General features: G+C 42.5%; 31 protein-coding genes and 2 pseudogenes. 14 read left to right on the top strand and 19 right to left on the bottom strand.

Translation table 11 applies throughout. The annotated features are described in order from the left end of the window. Positions 1–312: 312 nt before the first annotated feature. Positions 313–630, bottom strand: coding sequence for a hypothetical protein (locus CXB77_RS19110; protein ID WP_146108718.1), 318 nt, complete (start codon positions 628–630; stop codon positions 313–315). A 783-nt stretch (positions 631–1,413) separates the two neighbouring features. Between CXB77_RS19110 and CXB77_RS05540 the strand changes: the two genes are divergently transcribed. From CXB77_RS05540 to CXB77_RS19105, 5 genes are all read left to right on the top strand, one after another. Next, entirely contained in the window at positions 1,414–1,737 is a 324-nt protein-coding gene (locus CXB77_RS05540) for a hypothetical protein (protein WP_105073128.1), read from the top strand. Then, positions 1,703–2,152, top strand: a complete 450-nt coding sequence (locus CXB77_RS05535; RefSeq protein WP_172452554.1) for a hypothetical protein — start codon at positions 1,703–1,705, stop codon at positions 2,150–2,152. The genes CXB77_RS05540 and CXB77_RS05535 overlap by 35 nt, the downstream gene beginning before the upstream one ends. Continuing rightward, positions 2,152–2,439: a hypothetical protein gene (locus CXB77_RS05530; protein WP_105073126.1), complete on the top strand. Its 288-nt coding sequence runs from the start codon at positions 2,152–2,154 to the stop codon at positions 2,437–2,439. The genes CXB77_RS05535 and CXB77_RS05530 overlap by 1 nt, the downstream gene beginning before the upstream one ends. Positions 2,440–2,557: 118 nt before the next feature. Beyond that, positions 2,558–2,728, top strand: coding sequence for a hypothetical protein (locus CXB77_RS19585; protein WP_172452553.1), 171 nt, complete (start codon positions 2,558–2,560; stop codon positions 2,726–2,728). A gap of 1,193 nt (positions 2,729–3,921) precedes the next feature. Continuing rightward, positions 3,922–4,269 (top strand): hypothetical protein, encoded by a 348-nt coding sequence (locus CXB77_RS19105; protein ID WP_146108716.1) that lies wholly within the window; start codon positions 3,922–3,924, stop codon positions 4,267–4,269. A 621-nt stretch (positions 4,270–4,890) separates the two neighbouring features. Here CXB77_RS19105 and CXB77_RS05520 read toward each other — a convergent pair. The 13 genes and pseudogenes from CXB77_RS05520 to CXB77_RS05455 form a co-directional block, all read right to left on the bottom strand. Beyond that, positions 4,891–5,160: pseudogene (locus tag CXB77_RS05520) on the bottom strand (3'-5' exonuclease); the annotation flags it as partial. A gap of 92 nt (positions 5,161–5,252) precedes the next feature. Beyond that, positions 5,253–5,648: a 3'-5' exonuclease gene (locus CXB77_RS22935; RefSeq protein ID WP_105073123.1), complete on the bottom strand. Its 396-nt coding sequence runs from the start codon at positions 5,646–5,648 to the stop codon at positions 5,253–5,255. Further along, entirely contained in the window at positions 5,645–5,896 is a 252-nt protein-coding gene (locus CXB77_RS22930) for a 3'-5' exonuclease (protein ID WP_146108715.1), read from the bottom strand. The genes CXB77_RS22935 and CXB77_RS22930 overlap by 4 nt, the downstream gene beginning before the upstream one ends. A gap of 23 nt (positions 5,897–5,919) precedes the next feature. Continuing rightward, positions 5,920–6,105 (bottom strand): UvrD-helicase domain-containing protein, encoded by a 186-nt coding sequence (locus tag CXB77_RS05505; protein ID WP_172452552.1) that lies wholly within the window; start codon positions 6,103–6,105, stop codon positions 5,920–5,922. 32 nt (positions 6,106–6,137) lie between these two features. Further along, a pseudogene (locus CXB77_RS05500) lies at positions 6,138–6,568 on the bottom strand (UvrD-helicase domain-containing protein). Between the two features lie 106 nt (positions 6,569–6,674). Beyond that, positions 6,675–6,956 carry a hypothetical protein gene (locus tag CXB77_RS05490; protein WP_105073101.1) on the bottom strand — a complete coding sequence of 94 codons (282 nt, stop codon included), beginning with the start codon at positions 6,954–6,956 and terminating at the stop codon, positions 6,675–6,677. A gap of 3 nt (positions 6,957–6,959) precedes the next feature. After that, positions 6,960–7,187 (bottom strand): hypothetical protein, encoded by a 228-nt coding sequence (locus CXB77_RS05485; protein ID WP_105073100.1) that lies wholly within the window; start codon positions 7,185–7,187, stop codon positions 6,960–6,962. 19 nt (positions 7,188–7,206) lie between these two features. Beyond that, entirely contained in the window at positions 7,207–7,389 is a 183-nt protein-coding gene (locus tag CXB77_RS05480; RefSeq protein WP_146108714.1) for a hypothetical protein, read from the bottom strand. A gap of 190 nt (positions 7,390–7,579) precedes the next feature. Continuing rightward, on the bottom strand, positions 7,580–7,834 hold the full coding sequence (locus CXB77_RS24485) for a hypothetical protein (RefSeq protein WP_105073117.1): 255 nt from the start codon (positions 7,832–7,834) through the stop codon (positions 7,580–7,582). Positions 7,835–7,836: 2 nt separating this feature from the next. Further along, positions 7,837–7,989, bottom strand: coding sequence for a hypothetical protein (locus CXB77_RS19580; protein WP_172452549.1), 153 nt, complete (start codon positions 7,987–7,989; stop codon positions 7,837–7,839). Positions 7,990–8,281: 292 nt separating this feature from the next. Further along, entirely contained in the window at positions 8,282–8,614 is a 333-nt protein-coding gene (locus tag CXB77_RS05470; RefSeq protein ID WP_105073116.1) for a hypothetical protein, read from the bottom strand. A gap of 843 nt (positions 8,615–9,457) precedes the next feature. Further along, entirely contained in the window at positions 9,458–11,209 is a 1,752-nt protein-coding gene (locus tag CXB77_RS05460; RefSeq protein WP_105073114.1) for a DUF3987 domain-containing protein, read from the bottom strand. Continuing rightward, complete coding sequence (locus CXB77_RS05455; RefSeq protein ID WP_105073093.1) at positions 11,131–12,264, bottom strand: hypothetical protein; 1,134 nt, start codon at positions 12,262–12,264, stop codon at positions 11,131–11,133. Before CXB77_RS05455 ends, CXB77_RS05460 begins: the two co-directional genes overlap by 79 nt. A 669-nt stretch (positions 12,265–12,933) precedes the next feature. On the opposite strand from CXB77_RS05455, the gene CXB77_RS24480 reads away from it, so the two are divergent. The 7 genes from CXB77_RS24480 (at position 12,934) to CXB77_RS05415 (ending at position 15,954) form a co-directional block, all read left to right on the top strand. After that, positions 12,934–13,101, top strand: coding sequence for a recombinase family protein (locus CXB77_RS24480; RefSeq protein ID WP_105073113.1), 168 nt, complete (start codon positions 12,934–12,936; stop codon positions 13,099–13,101). Between the two features lie 58 nt (positions 13,102–13,159). Further along, on the top strand, positions 13,160–13,435 hold the full coding sequence (locus tag CXB77_RS22920; protein ID WP_146108713.1) for a recombinase family protein: 276 nt from the start codon (positions 13,160–13,162) through the stop codon (positions 13,433–13,435). Then, positions 13,428–13,748, top strand: coding sequence for a hypothetical protein (locus tag CXB77_RS05440; RefSeq protein ID WP_105073111.1), 321 nt, complete (start codon positions 13,428–13,430; stop codon positions 13,746–13,748). Before CXB77_RS22920 ends, CXB77_RS05440 begins: the two co-directional genes overlap by 8 nt. A gap of 477 nt (positions 13,749–14,225) precedes the next feature. Beyond that, entirely contained in the window at positions 14,226–14,462 is a 237-nt protein-coding gene (locus CXB77_RS05435) for a hypothetical protein (RefSeq protein ID WP_105073110.1), read from the top strand. A 63-nt stretch (positions 14,463–14,525) separates the two neighbouring features. Further along, complete coding sequence (locus tag CXB77_RS05430) at positions 14,526–14,813, top strand: FitA-like ribbon-helix-helix domain-containing protein (protein ID WP_105073109.1); 288 nt, start codon at positions 14,526–14,528, stop codon at positions 14,811–14,813. Next, positions 14,803–15,192, top strand: a complete 390-nt coding sequence (locus tag CXB77_RS05425; protein WP_105073108.1) for a type II toxin-antitoxin system VapC family toxin — start codon at positions 14,803–14,805, stop codon at positions 15,190–15,192. Before CXB77_RS05430 ends, CXB77_RS05425 begins: the two co-directional genes overlap by 11 nt. Before the next feature lie 303 nt (positions 15,193–15,495). Then, positions 15,496–15,954: a gamma-glutamylcyclotransferase family protein gene (locus tag CXB77_RS05415; protein WP_277949353.1), complete on the top strand. Its 459-nt coding sequence runs from the start codon at positions 15,496–15,498 to the stop codon at positions 15,952–15,954. A 111-nt stretch (positions 15,955–16,065) separates the two neighbouring features. Here CXB77_RS05415 and CXB77_RS05410 read toward each other — a convergent pair whose 3' ends face one another. Then, positions 16,066–16,578, bottom strand: coding sequence for a hypothetical protein (locus CXB77_RS05410; RefSeq protein WP_105073106.1), 513 nt, complete (start codon positions 16,576–16,578; stop codon positions 16,066–16,068). Between the two features lie 230 nt (positions 16,579–16,808). On the opposite strand from CXB77_RS05410, the gene CXB77_RS05405 reads away from it, so the two are divergent. Continuing rightward, positions 16,809–17,444 (top strand): ProQ/FINO family protein, encoded by a 636-nt coding sequence (locus CXB77_RS05405; RefSeq protein ID WP_146108711.1) that lies wholly within the window; start codon positions 16,809–16,811, stop codon positions 17,442–17,444. 840 nt (positions 17,445–18,284) lie between these two features. After that, complete coding sequence (locus CXB77_RS05395) at positions 18,285–19,313, top strand: replication protein (RefSeq protein WP_105073103.1); 1,029 nt, start codon at positions 18,285–18,287, stop codon at positions 19,311–19,313. Positions 19,314–21,569: 2,256 nt separating this feature from the next. On the opposite strand, the gene CXB77_RS05390 is transcribed toward CXB77_RS05395, so the two are convergent. From CXB77_RS05390 to CXB77_RS05375, 4 genes are read right to left on the bottom strand one after another with little or no spacing between them, the layout of a single operon-like run. Continuing rightward, positions 21,570–23,564, bottom strand: coding sequence for a UvrD-helicase domain-containing protein (locus CXB77_RS05390; protein WP_172452548.1), 1,995 nt, complete (start codon positions 23,562–23,564; stop codon positions 21,570–21,572). Between the two features lie 47 nt (positions 23,565–23,611). After that, entirely contained in the window at positions 23,612–23,893 is a 282-nt protein-coding gene (locus CXB77_RS05385) for a hypothetical protein (protein ID WP_105073101.1), read from the bottom strand. Positions 23,894–23,896: 3 nt separating this feature from the next. Then, entirely contained in the window at positions 23,897–24,124 is a 228-nt protein-coding gene (locus CXB77_RS05380; RefSeq protein ID WP_105073100.1) for a hypothetical protein, read from the bottom strand. A gap of 19 nt (positions 24,125–24,143) precedes the next feature. After that, positions 24,144–24,323: a hypothetical protein gene (locus tag CXB77_RS05375; protein WP_146108710.1), complete on the bottom strand. Its 180-nt coding sequence runs from the start codon at positions 24,321–24,323 to the stop codon at positions 24,144–24,146. Positions 24,324–24,424 lie beyond the last annotated feature (101 nt).

The raw sequence follows: 24,424 nt of genomic DNA, 5'->3' as shown, positions 1-24,424 counted from the left end.
CCCAACGAGCCAGACACTGATACAATCCCGGTGCAGACCCGGTTGGCACCACAGCTCGAATCATCGCACTCTATCCGGCTTGTTTTGATCTAGCTCGTCCGCGTCCACTGAAGTTGAGGATTCACCTTGACTTACTGGCAGCAGGTCATCATCCCGTTGACATCAAACAAGTGTTGGGTTCGTATTGCAAGCGTAAAAAACTACCTTCAAACCATACAACTCGGTGCGACACGGATCGATCTACAGGGTCAACGCGGCTGGTGAGGTGACTGAAGCTGAGACGATTATCCCGCAACGGGAACTGGCAATTATTTATGCGCGATTAGGTAAAATCCCACGCAAGCCAAAACCGGTTAAGATCAAAAGGGTTAAAAAGCCGAAATCACCACAGGAAGCTAAACCTGTTCTACCACTTGATGCCCCTTTGACCCCGAGAGTATTGTGAGCGGTCGCCTTGAATTGACAGTGAAGTTTAATGAATTGCCCCAACCCGTTGTCGTTAAAGCTGGAATGAAGATTGTATTCAGACTGACACTGCATTGGTGTGACAACCTTAAAACCCAAAGCATGGAAGAAATTAGAGAAGGCACAAGCCGATTGGAAACAATGGGTTGCTTCAATGACTGGCAAGTTAGGTACTCAAGTTAATAGTGATGGTGGCACAATTGTTGATGTTGGAAGATGTAGCAATACAGGTGTTTGAAAAGAAGGTCAAAGTAGAAAGTTAACGATGCTCTACTTACACCCAATCTTTGTTCTTTTGTGCTATTGATCTACGGTTGTTCTTCGCAACAGCTCTATAACACGGGCAAGCGTGGCAACAAAACGAGTGCAATAAGATCATCGACACACAGGAACAAAACGATGTATGGCGAGTAGCAACACTTCATACAAGATTACAAACGCCAAATTCAAGAGACCAAGGATGCGAAGTAGTAGTTGCCCAAATCAACAGGATATGTATGGATTTTATCTGTTTGGTACAATGAATTTTGCTAGTATTACACCGATTTGCAAACCAGTATCCTCTGGATAAATCTGAAACTAACCTTATGATTCTAGGAGAAAAATGAGTATTCTTTACACATATTATGTTGTGCTTTCAGCAGATATACATGGACATAAAAAAGCCGATTCAGTAATGAACCGGCTTTTCTTTTTTAACAACTAAATCATTTAACCGGCTAAACCACCTAAACCCTACAAAAGTTACTTGGTTTGCCTTCACTGTACGCGATCAGCACTGAAATCAAACTGTTTATCATACAAACTGAAAGCAATTTGATCTAGCGCAAGGCTCAAGTTTACACGATCTCCCTAAGTAACAAGAGCCTCAGTTGATTGCGTCAAGGAAGCCCACATGGCACTTGGCATAACAAACACACTGAAAACCAACGATTTCCACAACACTGAATGCGTTTTGAAGCGCAGGAAGAGTCGTTCCCGTTACAGCTGCTCACCGCACAAGAGCATGTTGATTTGCTGCACCCGCCCCGTGCGTATGGTGTCACCGTGTTCTGGGAACAGCACAAGCCGAGTGGTGGTTGGAAAACACTTCGCTCTGACTCACCGAACCTACCGGAGTTTCTCGCCGACCAACAAGGTCAACAAGACCGTTATCTCACTGTCAATGAATTCTATCGCTGGCGTGTAACCAACCAGTTGAAATCGTTGCGAGCCTGTTATGTCGATATTGATGGCAATGTCGATATTGAAACCATTACAGCGGCTTGCTGAAATGGAGCTGCCTGAACCTTCCTTTGTGATCTACAGCGGTCGAGGTATGCACCTGTATTGGTTAATCAAACCAGTACCAGCCAAAGCTCTGCCTGTCTGGCAAATGGTGCAGAACAAATTGGTTGAAGCACTCTTGCCGGTTGGAGCTGATCCGGTTGTCAAGGATTGCACTCGGGTATTGCGGCTGTGCGGAACGATCAACAGCAAAAACGGAGTTCAAGTCACTGGGAAAAAACTGACCGGGAAACGTTGGACACTGCATCAATTGTCTGATGCTGTATTGGGAAAACGCCCAGAATGGGTGCCATCCCAAAAACCAAGGTCAGCACAAGTGCACAGTTTCAGTGCAAAACCCAACGGACGTAAAAAATACGGCAGCATCTATCAGTGGTGTCTTTGGTACACCAAGATTTAATGAAGATTGGGGATTATTATTTACCCAGTGGTGGTATTCCAGAAGGTCATCGGGACATCTGGCTATTCTTAACCTTGCTTTCATTATCGTGGTTTGTGCCAGCAGCTCGTGTTAAAAGTGAAATGCTTAAAATTGCACGACGCTATACACCGGGACTAATGAACGATGTTCAACGCCAGATGCTTCCAATAATTAAACGCGCTGAAGCATCAATGCGTGGAGAAAAGATTGTATTCAACGTAAAACAGTTGACCCACGTTATCAATTCAAGCGTGAAACCTGTTTGAATGGATACAAGAGATCATCCCTGCTGAGTTGCAGTCGGAGCTGCGGGCGATCATTCCTAACGAGCTGCGGACACAGCGCAGAAAGGAGCGGGACAAAGCACGTCCACCACGTGACCGGATGAAGGAAGGTCGTTATCAGGATCATTACACCAAAGATGGTGTGCGAGAGAGTAATCGAGAGAAGCGGGAACAAGCTCGGCAGATGCGAGCCGATGGGATGTCCCTTCGTGCCATTGCAAAGGGTTGGATGTTTCAAGCCGTTGTGTTGCCCTCTGGACAGGGCGCGTAGGAAACGCCTCTTTAATGCCCGTCCCCACAGGGTCGCCTAGGGCAGTTATCCCCCTTGATAATGACTGTGTTCAGGGACGCATGGATCGGACATCGGTTGTTCCTGTGTTGAGTGGGCTTCGGGTGGTTGGTGGTTGAGTCTGATTACTTGGGTGAGTCTGAACGGTTTGGGGTGGTTTTTTTCCAGTGTCATCGCATTGCTTGGGGTTGGAAGAGCCTTTAAGCGCTGTTCTGAGTGGTCTCAATGGCATTTTGAGTAGCTGGTTGGGTTGGTTGGTTTGGCTGGTGTTTCTTGTTGTGTTGCGGCTGTGAGTGGGTTTTAGGGTTGATGTTGACTGAATTCTTAATCTGAACTTTACGTTATCGTTAGGTTTGGGTTTTGATTGTTTCAAGGGCTGACAACTGGTTCTGTTTTTTTGAGGTGAGCATTTGAATTTCGATGAGATTTTGTTTCGTTCCAGTGGGAGAGTCTGAGGTTGGTTAAACGGCTTGTTTGGATTAAACGGTTGATTTTTCTTCTGATTATTTTATTCCTGATTGTTGGTTTCAATAGGGCTTTCAGGTTATTGGATAAGTTCAGAATGAATTGTTGAGGGGGGTTTTCTATTACAGCATCATCGGTTATTTTATTGGGTCATTAGTTTCTGGTTTGTGATTATTAATCGCATCGGTATTCAAGGGCTAATGATTATTCAAGGCTAATAACTTTTGATTGTCTCGAGGTTTGGTTGGTGTTGCGAGAGTGATTTAATGAATGGGTTACGGTTGATCCAGTGACAACAGCTACAAGACAGCTACAACTTTTGGCAGTTTGTCCTGTCTTTTCAAGGGTTAATGAATCTGTTACCGTTGTAGCTGTTGTAGCCGTTCCTTTTTGAGGTGAGCATTGATGAAATTCCTGACCAGCAGGACTTCGATGACATCATTGAAGACCCTGAAGGAAACAAGTTGATTCTGGATCAGCGCAAGGGAAGGGTTTGACGTTAAGAGTAAAAGGTGATTTATACTGCGATCCGTCTCGTCAAAGGTGACTTGACGATGGCAGTGTGAATGTGGTTACAGCTAGGGCTTTCTTTTTTGTGGATTACTCTTTAACTGTGTAGATGTTTAACCTTAGATTTGAGGTCGAGATCTCGTGGGGCTTGTAAAAGCCTGTAACTTGAAACCAAACGCAAGAGTCAGGAGTAATTTACAGTGGGGATCTTTGGTTCACTATTTGGCATGGATCAATTGAATGGAGCACACAATGCCGTAATGGCTAATTATTTATTGGAGCAATCTACTTCTGCAACTAGAATTACGATTACAAAGAGATTGTTAGTATTGTCTACATCGGATCGGGGCGACGAAATGCAGCTTCCACCCGAAGAAATCGCTGAATCTCTAAACAGTAGTTTGCGTACTGTGCAAATGAATTTTGTCGCTTTGGCATGTGATAACCTTGGGATTGCACCCCCTGTCCCTAATACTTTTTGGATTCATATGAACAATCCGTATCTTTTAGGTCACAAAATAACAAAAACCACATTGATGCCGCACTGAAAACAATAGAGAAGCAAAATGGTATGATTATCACTTGGCCAGGAAACAATCCTGGCATTGACGTCAAGAAAATGTGTATTGAAGGTATTATTCATCCGAGTCCAATACTGAGATGGTATATGGTGTCTGATCTAGTGTATAGGTTAGATTACCACTTTTGACAACCCAACATTCGAACCGCGCAGACAGTGCCGTTCTGAATTGAACCAGAATGTTCCGTGAATGGATCACGATATTTAGGTTGACATAGATCAGTTCTCAAATACAAGGAAGTGTTGAAAGATACATGTTATTGTGTTATGAAATAAACCATTCTTAATAATTGAATGGTTTAATGATCGATCAGAAACACCAGTAATGATGTTCCCAATCGATCAATGATTATTGCATGGTCATTGCCATTCGTTCTTTCACTCGCATGACTGCCTCATTGTATTGAGCCACCTTATTAAAACGGATTGCTCAATGAATTCCCTGGAATCTCATTCATAAAGCGAGATGGTTTTGAATTCCATTCTCGTCCGTGAATCAACCGGCTTTCCGCATGAGTCATAAACAATTGTTCCATCGCTCTTGTCATGCCGACATACACAATCGTCTTTCCTCCTCAAAACGTTCCGATCATGTAACGACATGCTGTGGGAATAATCCCTCCTCGAGTCCGACTAGAAAGGACACTGGGAACTCCAGCCCTTTTGCCGCGTGGAGTGTCATTAACTGCACGGCATCGTGATCTTCATCATCAGTCATCTCGTTTGCTTCCAAGGCAACATGATTCAGGAACACCGTTAAAACATCACCATCTTCCATGTCCCAGCTCCGTTCAAAGCGAGCGGCTGTTTCCACCAACTGATCCAGATTCTCAACGCGCTCCTCCCCTTTCCATCGGGTTGCTTGAGATAAAACTCGGTAACTCTGTCTGTTTCAGCAGTTGATTCAATCGTGTTGCCAACGTCAATCTTTCCACTGTGATTGAGATTGAATCAATCCACAAATGCTGTGAGTGATTCATTGACTTTCTTGGTCAAGCCTTTCTTTGCAATCAATCCAGTGTTGCTTCCATAACGATCCGATAATGTCTGTGCGTGTTTCCTCAATAACTCAATGGTGCGTTCACCAATTCCACGAGTCGGAACATTCACAATGCGCTCAAAGGCAAGGTCATCATTGCAGTTTGCGATCAAGCGTAAATATCCCAACGCATCTCGAACTTCCGCTCGTTCAAAGAAGCGTAATCCATTATGGATGCGATAAGGAATGCCAGCTTTAATCAATCGTTCTTCAAACATCCGTGATTGTGCTGAAGTCCGATATAAGATTGCATAATCTTGATAACATCGGTGATTCATGGTCAATGTTTGACCAATGCGATCAATCACGAAACGGGCTTCATCACCGCATCAATAGCCGTATAGCATTGAATCAAAGAACCTGTTGATTGTTGTGTCCACAGATTCTTACCGAATCGATTCCGGTTGTGTGCAATCACGGCATTGGCAGCATTCAGAATGTTGCTGGTAGAACGATAGTTTTGTTCCAATCGTAATACCTGCACATTGAGATAATCTTGTTTCAATGCCTTCAGTTCGCAACCTTCGCTCCTCTCCATCCGTAAATGGATTGTCATCATCTCCAACTGCACAGATGAAGTTATTGCTGGTAGATAACATCCGTAAACATATATTGCATTGTGTTGGTATCTTGGAACTCATCAACCAGAATCTGTTGAAAGCGGCTTTGATAGTGTTGACGAATATCCCGATGATCCCGCAATAATTCATAAGCACTCAACAATAAGTCAGCGAAGTCAAGGGCTTTATTCTGTTGCCGTTGCAATTCATATTCCGCATAGATATTGCGCAGAACAGCTAACTTTTCTCATCCTCTCCAACTTCCACTTGGTGCGGATGAAGTCCATTCTCCTTAGCATTGTTGATAACGCTCAACACCCATTTGATTGGGTAAGTAGTGTCATCAATCTGCATCGTGTTCATCACTCGTTTCAATAAACGACGCTGATCCTCTGCATTGAGAATCTGGAAGTCTTTATCTAACTGTGCCGCTTGCCAATGTATTCTCAGTAGTCGATGTGCCAAACCATGGAAAGTTCCAATCCATAACCCATTCAATGCAGTATCAAGGTTAGCTTCTAATCGGTGTTTCAATTCAGTTGCTGCCTTATTCGTAAATGTAACCACTAACAAGGATTCAACTGGAATGTGATGATGTTCTATCAACCACCGATTCTTTCCACTAATACACGGGTTTTACCAGAACCAGCTCCAGCCAGAACCAGCATATTACTCAATGGTGCAGTGACCACTTTCAGTTGAGCAGGATTGAGTGCATTCAGATTCATCATTGATTTCTCAAATTAAAGAGGTGCCGTAGCACCTCAAAGGGGGTTAATACTCTTCAGGTAAGAGAAGAGTGGTAACAGTTCGATCCGCTTCCGTAATGATCCAGATGCGCAAGTCATCCTGTAATGGATAGACTGACAGCACTCTGTTTCCTTCCACTACAGCACGATCATTTTCCTGTTGATCTTCGCTGCTGATCTCTCCCCAATTGCCTTGGCGATGCCGAAACAATAGGAAGAGTGGAGATATTGCACATTCTTGTAATGCGGAATGTGCTCCATCAGTAATGACAATTTCACCCAGTGGGAACTTGAATGTGATTGCCATGGATTACACCGTTGTTAATCGGCGTAAATGTTGGAATCTGATTGGGGAATCAAGTTCCAGTTTATAACGCAGGTCGCAGAGATGATTGAATTCATCATTGCTCAAAATGAATTGAGTACAATGACGATGTTCATCCATCAAGATCATGGTGATTGTGCCAGTGGCATCTTCACCAAGGGTTAATGTCGTATCACGAGGTTCGATTAAATCGAATTGATATAAGTGACGCATGTTTTTGATCCTAAAAGGGTTAAAAGGGAATGTCATCATCATTGAATTGACTCCATTCAGCAGGTATTGCCGATGGATTCATATCAGTGGGTAATGATTCATCATCATCGCAATAGAGCCGTTGGATTTCTTCATAATCAATGTAGTCGATATATGAAGGGAACCAATAGGTTGGTTGTGTTAATGCAGTTATTTCAGGCATAACAACTCCTGATGCAATTCGCATCATCAATTGAGAGATATAAAAAAGGGCTGACGAAATGCCAGCCCTCAGTGGGTTAAAACCAGTGATGAATTAACGCAAGGTTAAACTCACCAGTTTCAAGGTGAACTCCGGGAATGGAATCAACTCCTAAACGAAGTTTTCCTGCATCCAATTCTTGCGAATGTGGTCAAGGTCTCCGTTTCTTTGAAACAATCAGGTATGACAGTTTCATCGTCCACAATGATGCGGCGGGTGTCTTACGAAGACGGACAACGATCTGATTACTCTTCAGTTCAGTCTTGTTGACTTTCTGGAGTTGAGTTATCAGATAATTCCGCAGGAACTCAGACGGATTCAAGTTGCTTGCGGCGATTGCGAATGAAGTCTCTGTTGCTTTAACAGCTTCAGCTTCCAATTCTAATTCACGGGTATAACAAGCCACTGCTAATGCCTTGTCTGTGAACTGTCATCCAGTTGCAATTGATCCAGAGTGTCTTGCACCAATTGGCGCAGTATCTCTGGATCATCAGAATCAGAATCCATCAATGACAGAATGTCACGATAATCATCGGCAATCTGGTATAGGGTAATACTCATGTTGTTCTCCTCATTAAAACGGGATGTCATCTTCAGTGGTACTGGGGGATGAAACATTGCGAGGTTCATGGGGGAATACACTTAACAGCCCGGTAAATGCCGGATCAGTAGGTATTGCGTCGAGACGAATTGAGATTCGTTCTCCATATTTGGATTCCTCAATAGTGAGTCGTCAACAGCGATCCAAACTTTTTTATCAGAATGGTCGGAGGAGGACTGGTACTTTTTTCCGTAGCGATATTAAATACACGTTTATCTAAAACATGTTCCATGATGTTCTCCAAAGAGTTGATTAAGCTGCGGCAGAAAGTTCTGGCAGTTTCTTCATAACGAAGTCAAACAATGCAACAGGTAGTTCATTCAAGGATCGTATTGATCCTAATGATTTTGCTGATGCAATCTTATTGCAGTAGACAATAAACCGTTCATTGTCCAGATTCAACTTGTTCAGTTGATTGGATAATTCACGATGTTGCGCTTCTGTAATACAGGTTGAAGATGAAGTTGAGGGTTTATTCTCATTCATCGTTCTCAGGTTTTTCATATCTTCAAGGTCTTGTGTAAAGACCTCAGATAAACCAGCCAGGCGAAGCGTTGCATCAACGTGAGCACTTTTGCATGACATCTTTAAATTTTATTCATGTCTCCATAATCTTGTTTAAGACTTCTGGCACCAACTCCATCTGCGAGGGTTTGTCCGTGAATGTTTTTCAATTCACAACGCACCATCACATATTCAGGTATCAAACCTTGTAATAAGGCTTGTTCTGTTCCTTCAGTGAAGGGAAATGAACTGTTATTCCTAACATCCCGCAAATCTTCTCAGCACCGGGTTTGAATAAACTGGGCTTTGAAGGTCCACGTTTGGTTGGAATGGAACCGTAATCGACACCTTCTTTCAAAGATGACCGAATCCAATTCAGTAACAGTTGTCTGTTCTCACTTCGTCTTTCCAGATCAGCTCGGAATACAGTTGTGGGAGTATCCAATGGGTTAATTACCATTGTATTGTTGACTCATCATCAATGACGATAGCCATTTCTTGGCTCGACATGTATTAAACTCCATTAAAGAGACAATCAAATCGGCATTCCCGTGAAGGACACCGATTTGATCAGGGAAGTATCTGTGCTGACAAAATGCGTGAGCATAAAGGCGGAGGCACAGCACAGATATTGAGATGGAAAACCATCCTTAATTTATAATATCTCTATCAATTATTTGAAAACCCATTCATATGCTCAGAACATATACAGAGATAATCAATCAGAATTGAATGGATTGATTGTTACCATAAATAAGTAACCAGTTTTCAAAGGCGGGGGGCTTTCGGGTGTGCAGTTTGGCAAGGGGAGGGGCAACCAACCCTTTCCTAGGTTTCCCAGGCATGGTTTGCGGGGTGAGGGTAAAAAAAAGCCTCCCTGCTGAGAGGGAGGCGGGTAGTGGGATCAAACTATTTTGTGAATGATTAAATAATAGCTGGGAATTCTTTACTGAAATCTTTCCTAAAACTTTCAATATCAAATCCACAATCATCTGAATCTAAACTATCTGAACTATCAGATTCTTCTGATTCTTCTAATTTAACTGAATTAAGATATTGATTTAATGTGTCGAGCCAGAATGTTGGATAAGCATTAGTTTCAAAAACATTAAAGTCACTAATACGCGGATGAATTTGAATGGTTTCTGAAGGACGACCCTTAGTGTCTGAGTTGTGCTGCACGCGCACCCAGCCATATTGTTCTAACACTTCAACAGCTTTCTTGACTTCATCAGTATCTTTTAGTCCGCTCCAGCCTTTAGTTATCATTTCCCAGATGATAAATGAATTATTGAGCGCACCACTTTTCATCTTTTCTAATAACTTTTCAATGGTGTCTGTTAAGACACCATTTTTTTCCACTCCGTACACTGCGAATGCGTGAGTTTCGAGATATTCACACCAAGCAATTCCCCGTAATACATTTTCTGTCTGAATAAAGTTTTGATTTGAATAACCTAAATATCCGCTGGCTAAATCAATAATGTGAAAGTACAGTGCTAACTTAGCCATTAACGAGCCATATTTAGCTAAGTGATTTCCCAATGCGTCGTGAGGTAAACTACGATCACGGAGACGATTTTGTAACTCAACTTCCCAAGTATTGAAATAAGTTTGTGCTTCTAATGAAAATCCATAACCAATGTAATTATCTTTTTTGCGTAAATCAGAGAAGTAATTCGGTTGAAAGTGATCAATCTTTTCCAATAAATCATTAACCTGTTTCTGGGACGTTTCATTCGGTTTGACATCATGTTGGACATAACGATCAATCTTTGGACAAACCATCAATTGAAACCTTGGCACTAAACCATCTGCTTCATGTCCATTATTAAGACTGCCACGGATGTACTTTGAAAACGCACCAGGTTGTGTCGTACCAATAAGCGACAGACACACTTGATCAATAACAACTGATTCACGACTCAAACGCTCAACAGTATAAGCGTTTGTCCCGTTCCAACCTTCGAGATAAAAACCCCGATCACTTTCATGTCCTTTCTTTTCAAAAGAACTGATTAACGAAACCACTTCATCCCTCAAAACTAACGTGCCATTCGGGTTGTCTTGAAGAATCACCTGAAGCATTTCAATTGTTGTGTCTTGCGTATAATACTTTTTCCAAGGGGCTTTTTTAGGTGCTTTATGATACAAAGCATCATATGCCTGTTGAGCTGCTGCCACCGAACTAGCATTGTTGTTAGTCGGCTTTGTTGCTGAATTGGTAGTTATTGATGAATTAATAGCTTTCTCTAATACTTTTTCTGCAGCTTTGATCTTGATTTTATGGACATTCTCATCCGCAGCGAACTGTTGCATATCCTGTTTATGTTGCTCATTAGCATCTTTTTGTGACTTTTGTAAATAACCTAAAGTAGACATTAAAGCTGGAGTTTTCTTAACTCCGGGTGGACCAACTAATAATCCCCACACATTAGCGGGTACGACCCAAGTGTTATCATACTGTCTAGGAAAAGCGACTACTTTATGACCGATTAAAGAGCCAATAACAGTTAGTATTGATACTGTCGGGAAATCAACTGGAACTTGCATCCGCATGGATATATCCATTAGAAAACCACGTAATGGTTCGGGAATCAGTATTGGATCGAGTGGAGCAATACCTTGACGAGGTAAAGGTTGCGGGTCTGACCAAGGCTCTTGAACATCACGCATCTTATTCTGCCAATCGGGTTCTTTAAGATCACGCAATGAATGCCAGTTATGATGATGACAAGAGGCACTGAAACACTGCGCAGAGATTGCACCATTAGCAAGTTGCACGATTGATGCTTTCTGACCATGTGCTGTTTCCAAGGACAATCAATCTTCCAAATCCGTGCTCCTGGTGTACTGAGCCATTGTTCAGCTTCACCAGCTTCAGGAAAGTAATTCGTCAACCATTGATCTAACCAATTTTGTCCATCTTTAGCTTTAATCGGTGTTGATACCGATGTCTGTACTGGTGTGAGTACCGAGTTCTGACTGGGTGTTGCTGAATTGACAAAGGCTTGAAGTTTGGCAAGTTCCAATGGAATGATCGAATCGGGAACCGCTAATAACTTAGCTTGACGATGGATAATTCCCATTTCAGGAATTTCATCACCTTTACATGCTGTTGTGCCGTAAAGTTTGGAGATGCGACTCGGGTTATAAACCGTTGGGTCAACCTTGACTATATCGGTATCAAACTGCTCGGCAAGCACCTTTAATGTGTCTTTAATCAAGGTGCTATCATTAGTAGATTCTGCCAACCGATAGATTAGATGATAACCATTACCTGAATCAGCACTGATAGGTTCGGGAAAGCCATGCGTTTTAACTAACTCTTTCCAGATTTCGTTAGCTACACCTTGTGCTGCCAGTTTCTGCTCATCAGTGGCAGATGTTCCACTAAGCCGTACCGGATCAATGTCAATTAAGAGTGTTATCTGTGCTGTAATGTCTTTATCACTCGTAGCCTCATTTGCATTTGCCATGCGTAACCGGTTATTTGCGCGGGCACGTAATGCTGGATTAACTGGGTTGAGTGTGTAGTAAATACCACTTGCTGCGGTGATCCGTGTTAATTCTTTGACTGCCAGATCAGGATCATTAAAGAAGCCAGAGACAATGCCAGGGTAACGTTGCCCATCTAATTGAGCTTTTAATGCACGAATTTCAAAAGTGTTTCCAGAACACATCAGTTGCAGGGTCTTTTTGACCTCTTGCAGATCATAATGAAACTTCATATTGGTATTCCTTAGTTAAATAATATGAATATCTCCACCGCATGAATATCATGAGTTGTAAATGTTGAGCCAATAACTTTGACTCGTATTAAGTTGTAGTAAAAAGAGTTAAACCTAATCACAACGGTTGGAGGAGAAGCGAGAACCTTACTGACTCTTATATCTATATCAACGGTGAGCTGTGTTAGATGCAGTGAAAAACACCACTAACTGTAACCATTGATTGTAAAAAGACTTTCCAAGGTTCCCTTGGCAGGTTTGGCATTGAGCATTCCCACTTGCCCTCTACCCGTTGGGTTTGCCCGGAAAAAATGCAGCCCAGCCCAATCAAGCCAGGGAAACCTGGGAAAGGTCGGTTTGGGCAGTGCCGATCAGGGATGACCGGCTTGGATGACACAGATGCAGTGATTCATAAATTCATGGATCACAGATGCTCGGTCGCACTTCATCGCTCTTTCGCTTGTCTCAGCAGTGTTCTGTGGGTCAACGCACGGGCGTACTTCGACATCACCCTTTTCTCAATCCCGCTTAACGCATCCTCATTCACCTCATCGAATAGCCATCATTGTTATTCATCATCATTGATAACTTGTGTTAGTTAAAGATCGTTTGATAAATTACCAGATAATTCTTATCATGTAACACATTAAATTATCAGATAATTGTACAATGCCAACAAAAACAATTGCATATCTACGAACTTCGACCGGGTGGCAGGAGTTCGGTATTGATGCCCAGTTAGATCAATGTCGTGCCTTTACTGACAAGATTGATGCGGTATTTAGTGATGAAGGAATCAGTGGAATGTGTCCCTTCATAAGCGTCCCGGGTTATTAGCAGCAATTGATTCATTGCAGAACGGAGATGTGTTGCTAGTTGCCCGAAGGGATCGTCTGTGTCGGGTGATCCCGTTTTGATAGCGATGATTGAACGGCTGGTTGAGAAACGGGGAGCAAGGATCATCAGTGTTGCGGGTGAAGGCACTGAGGGTGATGACCCGACAAACCGATTGATGCGAAGAATTGTCGATGCCTTTGCCGAGTATGAAATTCTCTTAGTGAAAGCCCGGACGACAGCGGCATTGCAAGCAAAGAAATCACGAGGAGAACGCACTGGAACTGTTCCTTATGGATACAAGTTGCATCCAATGAATCCAAAGAATTGTGATTGATGAGATTGAACAAAAGATTATTGTATTGATTAAAACACTTCGGGAAACCGGACAATCATTACAGAAGATTGCGGATGTATTGACTGCTCAAGGATATACAACCGAGGCAAGAATTGGCATCGTCAGACCATTAAGAACATTCTCAATTTCACCCATTCTGAGCGATTCAAACATGACCAATAGACAACAAACCAATAACCGTATTCAGCAACAACGCTTGCGTGATCGGCGAAAAGAAGAGGGTTGGAAGCGTGTCACTGTTTGGGTATCGCCGGAAGTCGCAATTGTCTGCAAGCCATTGATCCTAATCTAGGAACAGCAATTTATGAGGTGATCAATAAATTATCTGATAACGATCATAACAAATTACCTGATAATTTAGTTGAGCCTGTTGTTACCACAGATAACTCGTTGATTCGTTAATGATTTTGATCTGAGTGCGTCTGAGCAACAGGTTCGGAAGAGTGGTTAAGTACCACGACAAGATCAAGCTGATGGCATGGAGGATGCACTGCGAGGGTTTAACACGGGCACAGATTGCCGATGCTATTCAATTAGAATTGGGTGACCTTTACCAAGGTCGTTTATGAGTCACATCAATCGACTTATTAAGGCAGGGCAACAATTAGCGGAGAGTGATCGTAAAACTTGAATGCTATTAATAACTTTGATCTGCCCTCGAGGTGGAATCATGTCACAGTCTGGTCAGATTGCAGCAGTTAGGTAGCGAGTCCGACTGCCAACTGTTGTAAAGTGTCGGATTCCTGCCTGCCAACTTGCCTGTTGAACCATGACTGAAGAGCAACGCCGTCTCCTGCAACAACAACTGTGGAACATTGCCAACACCTTTCGGATGGTTTGGCAACTGACAAGAGTTGCAACGCTAAATCCAATACAACAAAGATTGAAACCACAACGTATTGATACTGCAATCCTACCAATTACTAAATCATTGATTGGTATTATCAAACAGTCAACAATTGATGAAACTGATTATCAGCGTTATTTGCAGGATAAATATCTTTAGAAAATCGCCGTTATAAAACAATTCAAAGCAATAACATTCATCACTAACATTGGGAAAATAACCATGCCCACAATAACCTTGCATGATGTCCCTGACTCTTTACATCGACAGTTGGAGCAACAAGCCAAACAACATCATCGCTCAATTGACTGCGAAGTGATGGCACTATTGGAAACAGTGGTTAATCGCCCTATGCCATCCAACCGTGAGGAACGGCTTGCAGCATTGTTGCGTATCAGTCGCCGGTGCGCGACTGCACCAGAATATGATTCACGTTCTGCGGATGACATCATTGGCTATGAAAACCAATGGTTATCCGGCATGACAGGCAGCAATAATTATGGTGATTGATACCTCATCACTGATCTGTATTTTGCTGGGTGAACCCGAAGCGGAACAGTACGCGCAACGCTTGGCTGTAACAGAAATCAATGTCATGTCGGCAGTGACATGGCTCGAAACCCTACTTGTTATCACTGCCCGACGTGGTGATGTAGGGCGCGAAAGTCTCGCTGAATTGCTTGATCTTGTGGGAGTTGTTATTGTGCCGGTAGATGCTGAATTAGCACAGATCGCCTATCGTGCTTGGTTGACGTATGGCAAAGGGCGGCATCCTGCCGGACTAAACTTCGGTGACTGCTTTTCTTATGCTTTAGCTAAACATCGCCATGAACCGCTATTATTCAAAGGCAATGATTTTTCCCAAACCGATATTTTGATGACAAGCTAAACAGTGTGACCACCCAATCAGAATATGCTCTGGAAGAGGATTTAATTCAGCAATTAGAAAAGCTGGATTATGAACGGGTGCAAATTGATAACGAGAGTGCCAAGACGATGATTCGCACCATACCTGTGCTAACCAGCTGCCCGCGATCAAGAATTGGTTAATGCCTTGAATTATCAACCTAAAGTGTTGGAGCGCAAGGTGGTCATTCAGCGGGTTAAAGAGCGATTACAAACCTTCATTGACACCTTTATTGAGGGGATGGGTGGAATTGAAGAAGTGGTGTGATGTTGGAGAAAAAGAAAAGTGGACGATATTTGTAGAATTAAACATGCTTACTATTTCGCATATGGAAGTAACATGGAACCCAATCGCTTGATCAAGAGAATTGGGAAATACCAATACCATACAGCATCTTTAGCAATGCTTTGTGGTTATAAGTTTATTTATAACAAAAAAAGTACGGTTGATGAATTTGCAAGAGCTAATCTTGAAGAAGATAAGGATAGTAAAGTGTGTGGAGTTTGTTATGAAATAGACAGTGATGATTTAGATAGATTAGATAAGTATGAAGGTGGTTATTGCCGAGAAATAAAAGACATCAAGTTGATTGATAGCGGAGAAAAAATAAAAGCTGCTGTCTATATTTCGAGTTGTATTGACAACTCGCTTTTACCTAGTGATGATTACAAGAATATTATTATTAAAGGTGCTAAGTTTTGGAATTTTGAAGAAGCATATATTTTGAAGTATTTGGATTGTTAAATTAGATAGTAATGCTATGACATCACTTCAATCAGTTTGAATATTTTTCAAAAGCAAGTGCTATAAGACGATCCAAGAGTTGGGTAAACACAAATGGTTCATAAAGAGCGTTTAATTTATCCACATCTTCTCCGATAACATTATCTGAAGTGATAAATGAAGTGTGCCAAGTATTCCAATTGGTCCTTCTTCGCAATCAAACATATCTTCAAGTACTTCCAAACCAATTGTGTTATACAAACCATCAAAAGCCAATATCCCATTTATTCGTTGTGACGCATCAATATCAAGACCGTGAGATCGGTAGTAAGCAACAAGTCGATCAACTTGATATCGATCCTTGGATAAATCGTCAATTCGCATTGTGCCTTCAATCTGACTTGCTAATTCACCTGTAGCTGTAATCAATGGGTGTATTAACTGGTTAAGAAAATCGTCACGATTTGCTGCTTTATCAAAATAACTGAGAAACGCAACGCCAGATTCACAAATATAGAACAAAGCTCTAAGATTTTGTGCATTGGTAGGTTTTGACACCTTGTGTAATCTAAAAAAGTCGTTTTTTGTTTGAATTACTATTGACGCGAAATCATCTTCAAACTGATTTTTTAAGAAGTTTGGCATGTCTATTTATCTTTTTAATTGTATAATAGGATAAATTGTTAACAACCACGGTGCAAGACAGTTAGTTGCTTTGCATAGAATACATCCGCTTTGCGAAAATAGTGAAGCGGAAAAGTCGATTAGATCAGCTGGTTACTCAATTGTTAATATAAATTAAGTTATTCAATGGGTTCCAGAACTATCTTCATCAGGAACTTGATGTATCATAATGATCCTTACAATCAACAAACTTGAATCAAATCAAACGAATGGATGACTTGAAGACACCAGTGCCAAGAGACGAACCCAACGAGCCAGACACTGATACAATCCCGGTGCAGACCCGGTTGGCACCACAGCTCGACATCATCGCACTCTATCCGGCTTGTTTTGATCTAGCTCGTCCGCGTCCACTGAAGTTGAGGATTCACCTTGACTTACTGGCAGCAGGTCATCATCCCGTTGACATCAAACAAGTGTTGGGTTCGTATTGCAAGCGTAAAAACTACCTTCAAACCATACAACTCGGTGCGACACGGATCGATCTACAGGGTCAACCGGCTGGTGAGGTGACTGAAGCTGAGACGATTATCCCGCAACGGGAACTGGCAATTATTTATGCGCGATTAGGTAAAATCCCACGCAAGCCAAAACCGGTTAAGATCAAAAGGGTTAAAAAGCCGAAATCACCACAGGAAGCTAAACCTGTTCTACCACTTGATGCCCCTTTGACCCCGGAGAGTATTGTGAGCGGTCGCCTTGAATTGACAGTGAAGTTTAATGAATTGCCCCAACCCGTTGTCGTTAAAGCTGGAATGAAGATTGGTATTCAGACTGACACTGCATTGGTGGTGACAACCTTAAAACCAAAGCATGGAAGAAATTAGAGAAGGCACAAGCCGATTGGAAACAATGGGTTGCTTCAATGACTGGCAAGTTAGGTACTCAAGTTAATAGTGATGGTGGCACAATTGTGATGTTGGAAGATGTAGCAATACAGGTGTTTGAAAAGAAGGTCAAAGTAGAAAGTTAACGATGCTCTACTTACACCCAATCTTTGTTCTTTTTGTGCTATTGATCTACGGTTGTTCTTCGCAACAGCTCTATAACACAGGGCAAGCGTGGCAACAAAACGAGTGCAATAAGATCATCGACACACAGGAACAAAACCGATGTATGGCGAGTAGCAACACTTCATACGAAGATTACAAACGCCAAATTCAAGAGACCAAGGATGCGAAGTAGTAGTGCCCAAATCAACAGGATATGTATGGATTTTTATCTTGTTTGGGTACAATGAATTTTGCTAGTATTACACCGATTTGCAAACCAGTATCCTCTGGATAAATCTGAAACTAACCTTATGATTCTAGGAGAAAAAATGAGTATTCTTTACACATATTATGTTGTGCTTTCAGCAGATATACATGGACATAAAAAAGCCGATTCAGTAATGAACCGGCTTTTCTTTTTTAACAACTAAATCATTTAACCGGCTAAACCACCTAAACCCTACAAAAGTTACTTGGTTTTGCCTTCACTGTACGCGATCAGCACTGAAATCAAACTGTTTATCAATACAAACTGAAAGCAATTTGATCTAGCGCAAGGCTCAAGTTTACACGATCTACCCTAGTAACAAGAGCCTCAGTTGATTGCGTCAAGGAAGCCCACATGGCACTTGGCATAACAAACACACTGAAAACCAACGATTTCCACAACACTGAATGCGTTTTGAAGCGCAGGAAGAGTCGTTCCCGTTACAGCTGCTCACCGCACAAGAGCATGTTGATTTGCTGCACCCGCCCCGTGCGTATGGTGTCACCGTGTTCTGGGAACAGCACAAGCCGAGTGGTGGCTGGAAAACACTTCGCTCTGACTCACCGAACCTACCGGAGTTTCTCGCCGACCAACAAGGTCAACAAGACCGTTATCTTACTGTCAATGAATTCTATCGCTGGCGTGTAACCAACCAGTTGAAATCGTTGCGAGCCTGTTATGTCGATATTGATGGCAATATCGATATTGACAAACCATTACAGCGGCTTGCTGAAATGGAGCTGCCGGAACCTTCCTTTGTGATCTACAGCGGTCGAGGTATGCACCTGTATTGGTTAATCAAACCAGTACCAGCCAAAGCTCTGCCTGTCTGGCAAATGGTGCAGAACAAATTGGTTGAAGCACTCTTGCCGGTTGGAGCTGATCCGGTTGTCAAGGATTGCACTCGGGTATTGCGGCTGTGCGGAACGATCAACAGCAAAAACGGAGTTCAAGTCACTGGGAAAAAACTGACCGGGAAACGTTGGACACTGCATCAATTGTCTGATGCTGTATTGGGAAAACGCCAGAATGGGTGCCATTCCCAAAAACCAAGGTCAGCACAAGTGCACAGTTTCAGTGCAAAACCCAACGGACGTAAAAAATACGGCAGCATCTATCAGTGGTGGTCTTTGGTACACCAAGATTTAATGAAGATTGGGGATTATTATTTACCCAGTGGTGGAATTCCAGAAGGTCATCGGGACATCTGGCTATTCTTAACCTTGCTTTCATTATCGTGGTTTGTGCCAGCAGCTCGTGTTAAAAGTGAAATGCTTAAAATTGCACGACGCTATACACCGGGACTAATGAACGATGTTCAACGCCAGATGCTTCCAATAATTAAACGCGCTGAAGCATCAATGCGTGGAGAAAAGATTGTATTCAACGGTAAAACAGTTGACCCACGTTATCAATTCAAGGTGAAACCTGTTTGAATGGATACAAGAGATCATCCCTGCTGAGTTGCAGTCGAGCTGCGGGCGATCATTCCTAACGAGCTGCGGACACAGCGCAGAAAGGAGCGGGACAAAGCACGTCCACCACGTGACCGGATGAAGGAAGGTCGTTATCAGGATCATTACACCAAAGATGGTGTGCGAGAGAGTAATCGAGAGAAGCGGGAACAAGCTCGGCAGATGCGAGCCGATGGGATGTCCCTTCGTGCCATTGCAAAAGGGTTGGATGTTTCAAGCCGTTGTGTTGCCCTCTGGACAGGGCGCGTAGGAAACGCCTCCTCTTTAATGCCCGTCCCCACAGGGTCGCCTAGGGCAGTTATCCCCCTTGATAATGACTGTGTTCAGGGACGCATGGATCGGACATCGGTTGTTCCTGTTTGAGTGGGGCTTCGGGTGGGTTGGTGTTGAGTCTGATTACTTGGGTGAGTCTGAACGGTTTGGGGTGGTTTTTCCAGTGTCATCGCATTGCTTGGGGTTGGAAGAGCCTTTAAGCGCTGTTCTGAGTGGTCTCAATGGCATTTTGAGTAGCTGGTTGGGTTGGTTGGTTTGGCTGGTGTTTCTTGTTGTGTTGCGGCTGTGAGTGGGTTTTAGGGTTGATGTTGACTGAATTCTTAATCTGAACTTTACGTTATCGTTGGGTTTGGGTTTTGATTGTTTCAAGGCTGACAATGGTTCTGTTTTGAGGTGAGCATTTGAATTTCGATGAGATTTTGTTTCGTTCCAGTGGGAGAGTCTGAGGTTGGTTAAACGGCTTGTTTGGATTAAACGGTTGATTTTTCTTCTGATTATTTTATTCCTGATTGTTGGTTTCAATAGGGCTTTCAGGTTATTTGGAATAAGTTCAGAATGAATTGTTGAGGGGGGTTTTCTATTACAGCATCATCGGTTATTTTATTGGGTCATTAGTTTCTGGTTTGTGATTATTTAATCGCATCGGTATTCAAGGGCTAATGATTATTCAAGGGCTAATAACTTTTGATTGTCTCGAGGTTTGGTTGGTATTGCGAGAGTGATTTAATGAATGGGTTACGGTTGATCCAGTGACAACAGCTACAAGACAGCTACAACTTTTGGCAGTTTGTCCTGTCTTTTCAAGGGTTAATGAATCTGTTACCGTTGTAGCTGTTGTAGCCGTTCCTTTTTTGAGGTGAGCATTGATGAATTCCTGACTCAGCAGGACTTCGATGACATCATTGAAGACCCTGAAGAAAACAAGTTGATTCTGGATCAGCGCAAGGGAAGGGTTGACGTTAAGGAGTAAAAGGTGATTTATACTGCGATCCGTCTCGTCAAAGGTGACTTGACGATGGCAGTGTGAATGTGGTTACAGCTAGGGCTTTCTTTTTTGTGGATTACTCTTTAACTGTGTAGATGTTTAACCTTAGATTTGAGGTCGAGATCTCGTGGGGCTTGTAAAAGCCTGTAACTTGAAACCAAACGCAAGAGTCAGGAGTAATTTACAGTGGGGATCTTTGGTTCACTATTTGGCATGGATCAATTGAATGGAGCACACAATGCCGTAATGGCTAATTATTTATTGGAGCAATCTTACTTCTGCAACTAGAATTACGATTACCAAAGAGATTGTTAGTATTGTCTACATCGGATCGGGGCGACGAATGCAGCTTCCACCGAAGAAATCGCTGAATCTCTAAACAGTAGTTTGCGTACTGTGCAAATGAATTTTGTCGCTTTGGCATGTGATAACCTTGGGATTGCACCCCCTGTCCCTAATACTTTTTGGATTCATATGAACAATCCGTATCTTTTAGGTCACAAAATAACAAAAACCACATTGATGCCGCACTGAAAACAATAGAGAAGCAAAATGGTATGATTATCACTTGGCCAGGAAACAATCCTGGCATTGACGTCAAAGAAAATGTGTATTGAAGGTATTATTCATCCGAGTCCAATACTGAGATGGTATATGGTGTCTGATCTAGTGTATAGGTTAGATTAACTCTTTGATCTTACTGCGCTTTTCCAGTTTGCGGGCAGCATCGATTTCCTGTTGCAGGATTTCCTGTTGTTGGAGCAGTTCATCAAGGGTTGACATAAATCGGTTCTCAAATACAAGGAAGTGTTGAAAGATACATGATTCAGTTAACAAAATCATCAGGTGTTCTGAATAAGGCACTTTATTGTGTTATGAAATAAATCCATTCTTAATAATTGAATGGTTTAATGATCGATCAGAAAACACCAGTAATGATGTTCCCAATCGATCAATGATTATTGCATGGTCATTGCCATTCGTTCTTTCACTCGCATGACTGCCTCATTATATTGAGCCACCTTATTAAAACGGATATGCTCAATTAATTCCCCTGGAATCTCATTCATAAAGCGAGATGGTTTTGAATTCCATTCTCGTCCATGAATCAACCGGCTTTCCGCATGAGTCATAAACAATTGTTCCATCGCACGAGTTATGCCGACATAGCACAATCGTCTTTCCTCCTCAAAACGTTCTCGATCATGTAACGACATACTGTGTGGGAATAATCCCTCCTCGAGTCCGACAAGGAACACCACTGGGAATTCCAGCCCTTTTGCCGCGTGAAGTGTCATTAACTGCACGGCATCGTTGTTGTCATCATCGCTCATCTCGTTTGCTTCCAAGGCAACATGATTCAGGAACACCGTTAAAACATCACCATCTTCCATGTCCCAGCTCCGTTCAAAGCGAGCGGCTGTTTCCACCAACTGATCCAGATTCTCAACGCGCTCCTCCCCCTTTCCATCGGGTTGCTTGAGATAAAACTCCGGTAACTCTGTCTGTTTCAGCAGTTGATTCAATCGTGTTGCCAACGTCATCTTTCCAATGTGATTAGATTGAATCAATGCCACAAATGCTGTGAGTGATTCATTGACTTTCTTGGTCAAGCCTTTCTTTGCAATCAAATCCAGTGTTGCTTCCCATAACGATCCCGATAATGTCTGTGCGTGTTTCCTCAATAACTCAATGGTGCGTTCACCAATTCCACGAGTCGGAACATTCACAATGCGCTCAAAGGCAAGGTCATCATTGCAGTTTGCGATCAAGCGTAAATATCCCAACGCATCTCGAACTTCCGCTCGTTCAAAGAAGCGTAATCCATTATGGATGCGATAAGGAATGCCAGCTTTAATCAATCGTTCTTCAAACATCCGTGATTGTGCTGAAGTCCGATATAAGATTGCATAATCTTGATAACATCGGTGATTCATGGTCAATGTTTGACCAATGCGATCAATCACGAAACGGGCTTCATCACCCGCATCAATAGCCGTATAGCATTGAATCAAAGAACCTGTTGATTGTTGTGTCCACAGATTCTTACCGAATCGATTCCGGTTGTGTGCAATCACGGCATTGGCAGCATTCAGAATGTTGCTGGTAGAACGATAGTTTTGTTCCAATCGTAATACCTGCACATTGAGATAATCTTGTTTCAATGCCTTCAGATTCGCAACCTTCGCTCCTCTCCATCCGTAAATGGATTGGTCATCATCTCCAACTGCACAGATGAAGTTATTGCTGGTAGATAACATCCGTAACCACATATATTGCATTGTGTTGGTATCTTGGAACTCATCAACCAGAATCTGTTGAAAGCGGCTTTGATAGTGTTGACGAATATCCCGATGATCCCGCAATAATTCATAAGCACTCAACAATAAGTCAGCGAAGTCAAGGGCTTTATTCTGTTGCCGTTGCAATTCATATTCCGCATAGATATTGCGCAGAACAGCTAACTTTTCATCATCCTCTCCAACTTCCACTTGGTGCGGATGAAGTCCATTCTCCTTAGCATTGTTGATAACGCTCAACACCCATTTGATTGGGTAAGTAGTGTCATCAATCTGCATCGTTGCCATCACTCGTTTCAATAAACGACGCTGATCCTCTGCATTGAGAATCTGGAAGTCTTTATCTAACTGTGCCGCTTGCCAATGTATTCTCAGTAGTCGATGTGCCAAACCATGGAAAGTTCCAATCCATAACCCATTCAATGCAGTATCAAGGTTAGCTTCTAACCGGTGTTTCAATTCAGTTGCTGCCTTGTTGGTAAATGTCACCACTAACAAGGATTCAACTGGAATGTGATGATGTTCTATCAACCACCCGATTCTTTCCACTAATACACGGGTTTTACCAGAACCAGCTCCAGCCAGAACCAGCATATTACTCAATGGTGCAGTGACCACTTTCAGTTGAGCAGGATTGAGTGCATTCAGATTCATCATTGATTTCTCAAATTAAAGAGGTGCCGTAGCACCTCAAAGGGGGGTTAATACTCTTCAGGTAAGAGAAGAGTGGTAACAGTTCGATCCGCTTCCGTAATGATCCAGATGCGCAAGTCATCCTGTAATGGATAGACTGACAGCACTCTGTTTCCTTCCACTACAGCACGATCATTTTCCTGTTGATCTTCGCTGCTGATCTCTCCCCAATTGCCTTGGCGATGCCGAAACAATAGGAAGAGTGGAGATATTGCACATTCTTGTAATGCGGAATGTGCTCCATCAGTAATGACAATTTCACCCAGTGGGAACTTGAATGTGATTGCCATGGATTACACCGTTGTTAATCGGCGTAAATGTTGGAATCTGATTGGGGAATCAAGTTCCAGTTTATAACGCAGGTCGCAGAGATGATTGAATTCATCATTGCTCAAAATGAATTGAGTACAATGACGATGTTCATCCATCAAGATCATGGTGATTGTGCCAGTGGCATCTTCACCAAGGGTTAATGTCGTATCACGAGGTTCGATTAAATCGAATTGATATAAGTGACGCATGTTTTTGATCCTAAAAGGGTTAAAAGGGAATGTCATCATCATTGAATTGACTCCATTCAGCAGGTATTGCCGATGGATTCATATCAGTGGGTAATGATTCATCATCATCGCAATAGAGCCGTTGGATTTCTTCATAATCAATGTAGTCGATATATGAAGGGAACCAATAGGTTGGTTGTGTTGCAGTTATTTCAGGCATAACAACTCCTGATGCAATTCGCATCATCAATTGAGAGATATAAAAAAGGCTGACGAAATGCCAGCCCTCAGTGGGTTAAAACCAGTAATGAATTAACGCAA

Origin of the sequence: Chromatium okenii (genome assembly GCF_002958735.1) — a bacterium.
Classification (GTDB): domain Bacteria; phylum Pseudomonadota; class Gammaproteobacteria; order Chromatiales; family Chromatiaceae; genus Chromatium; species Chromatium okenii_A.
This window is presented reverse-complemented; position numbering and strand designations above follow the sequence as displayed.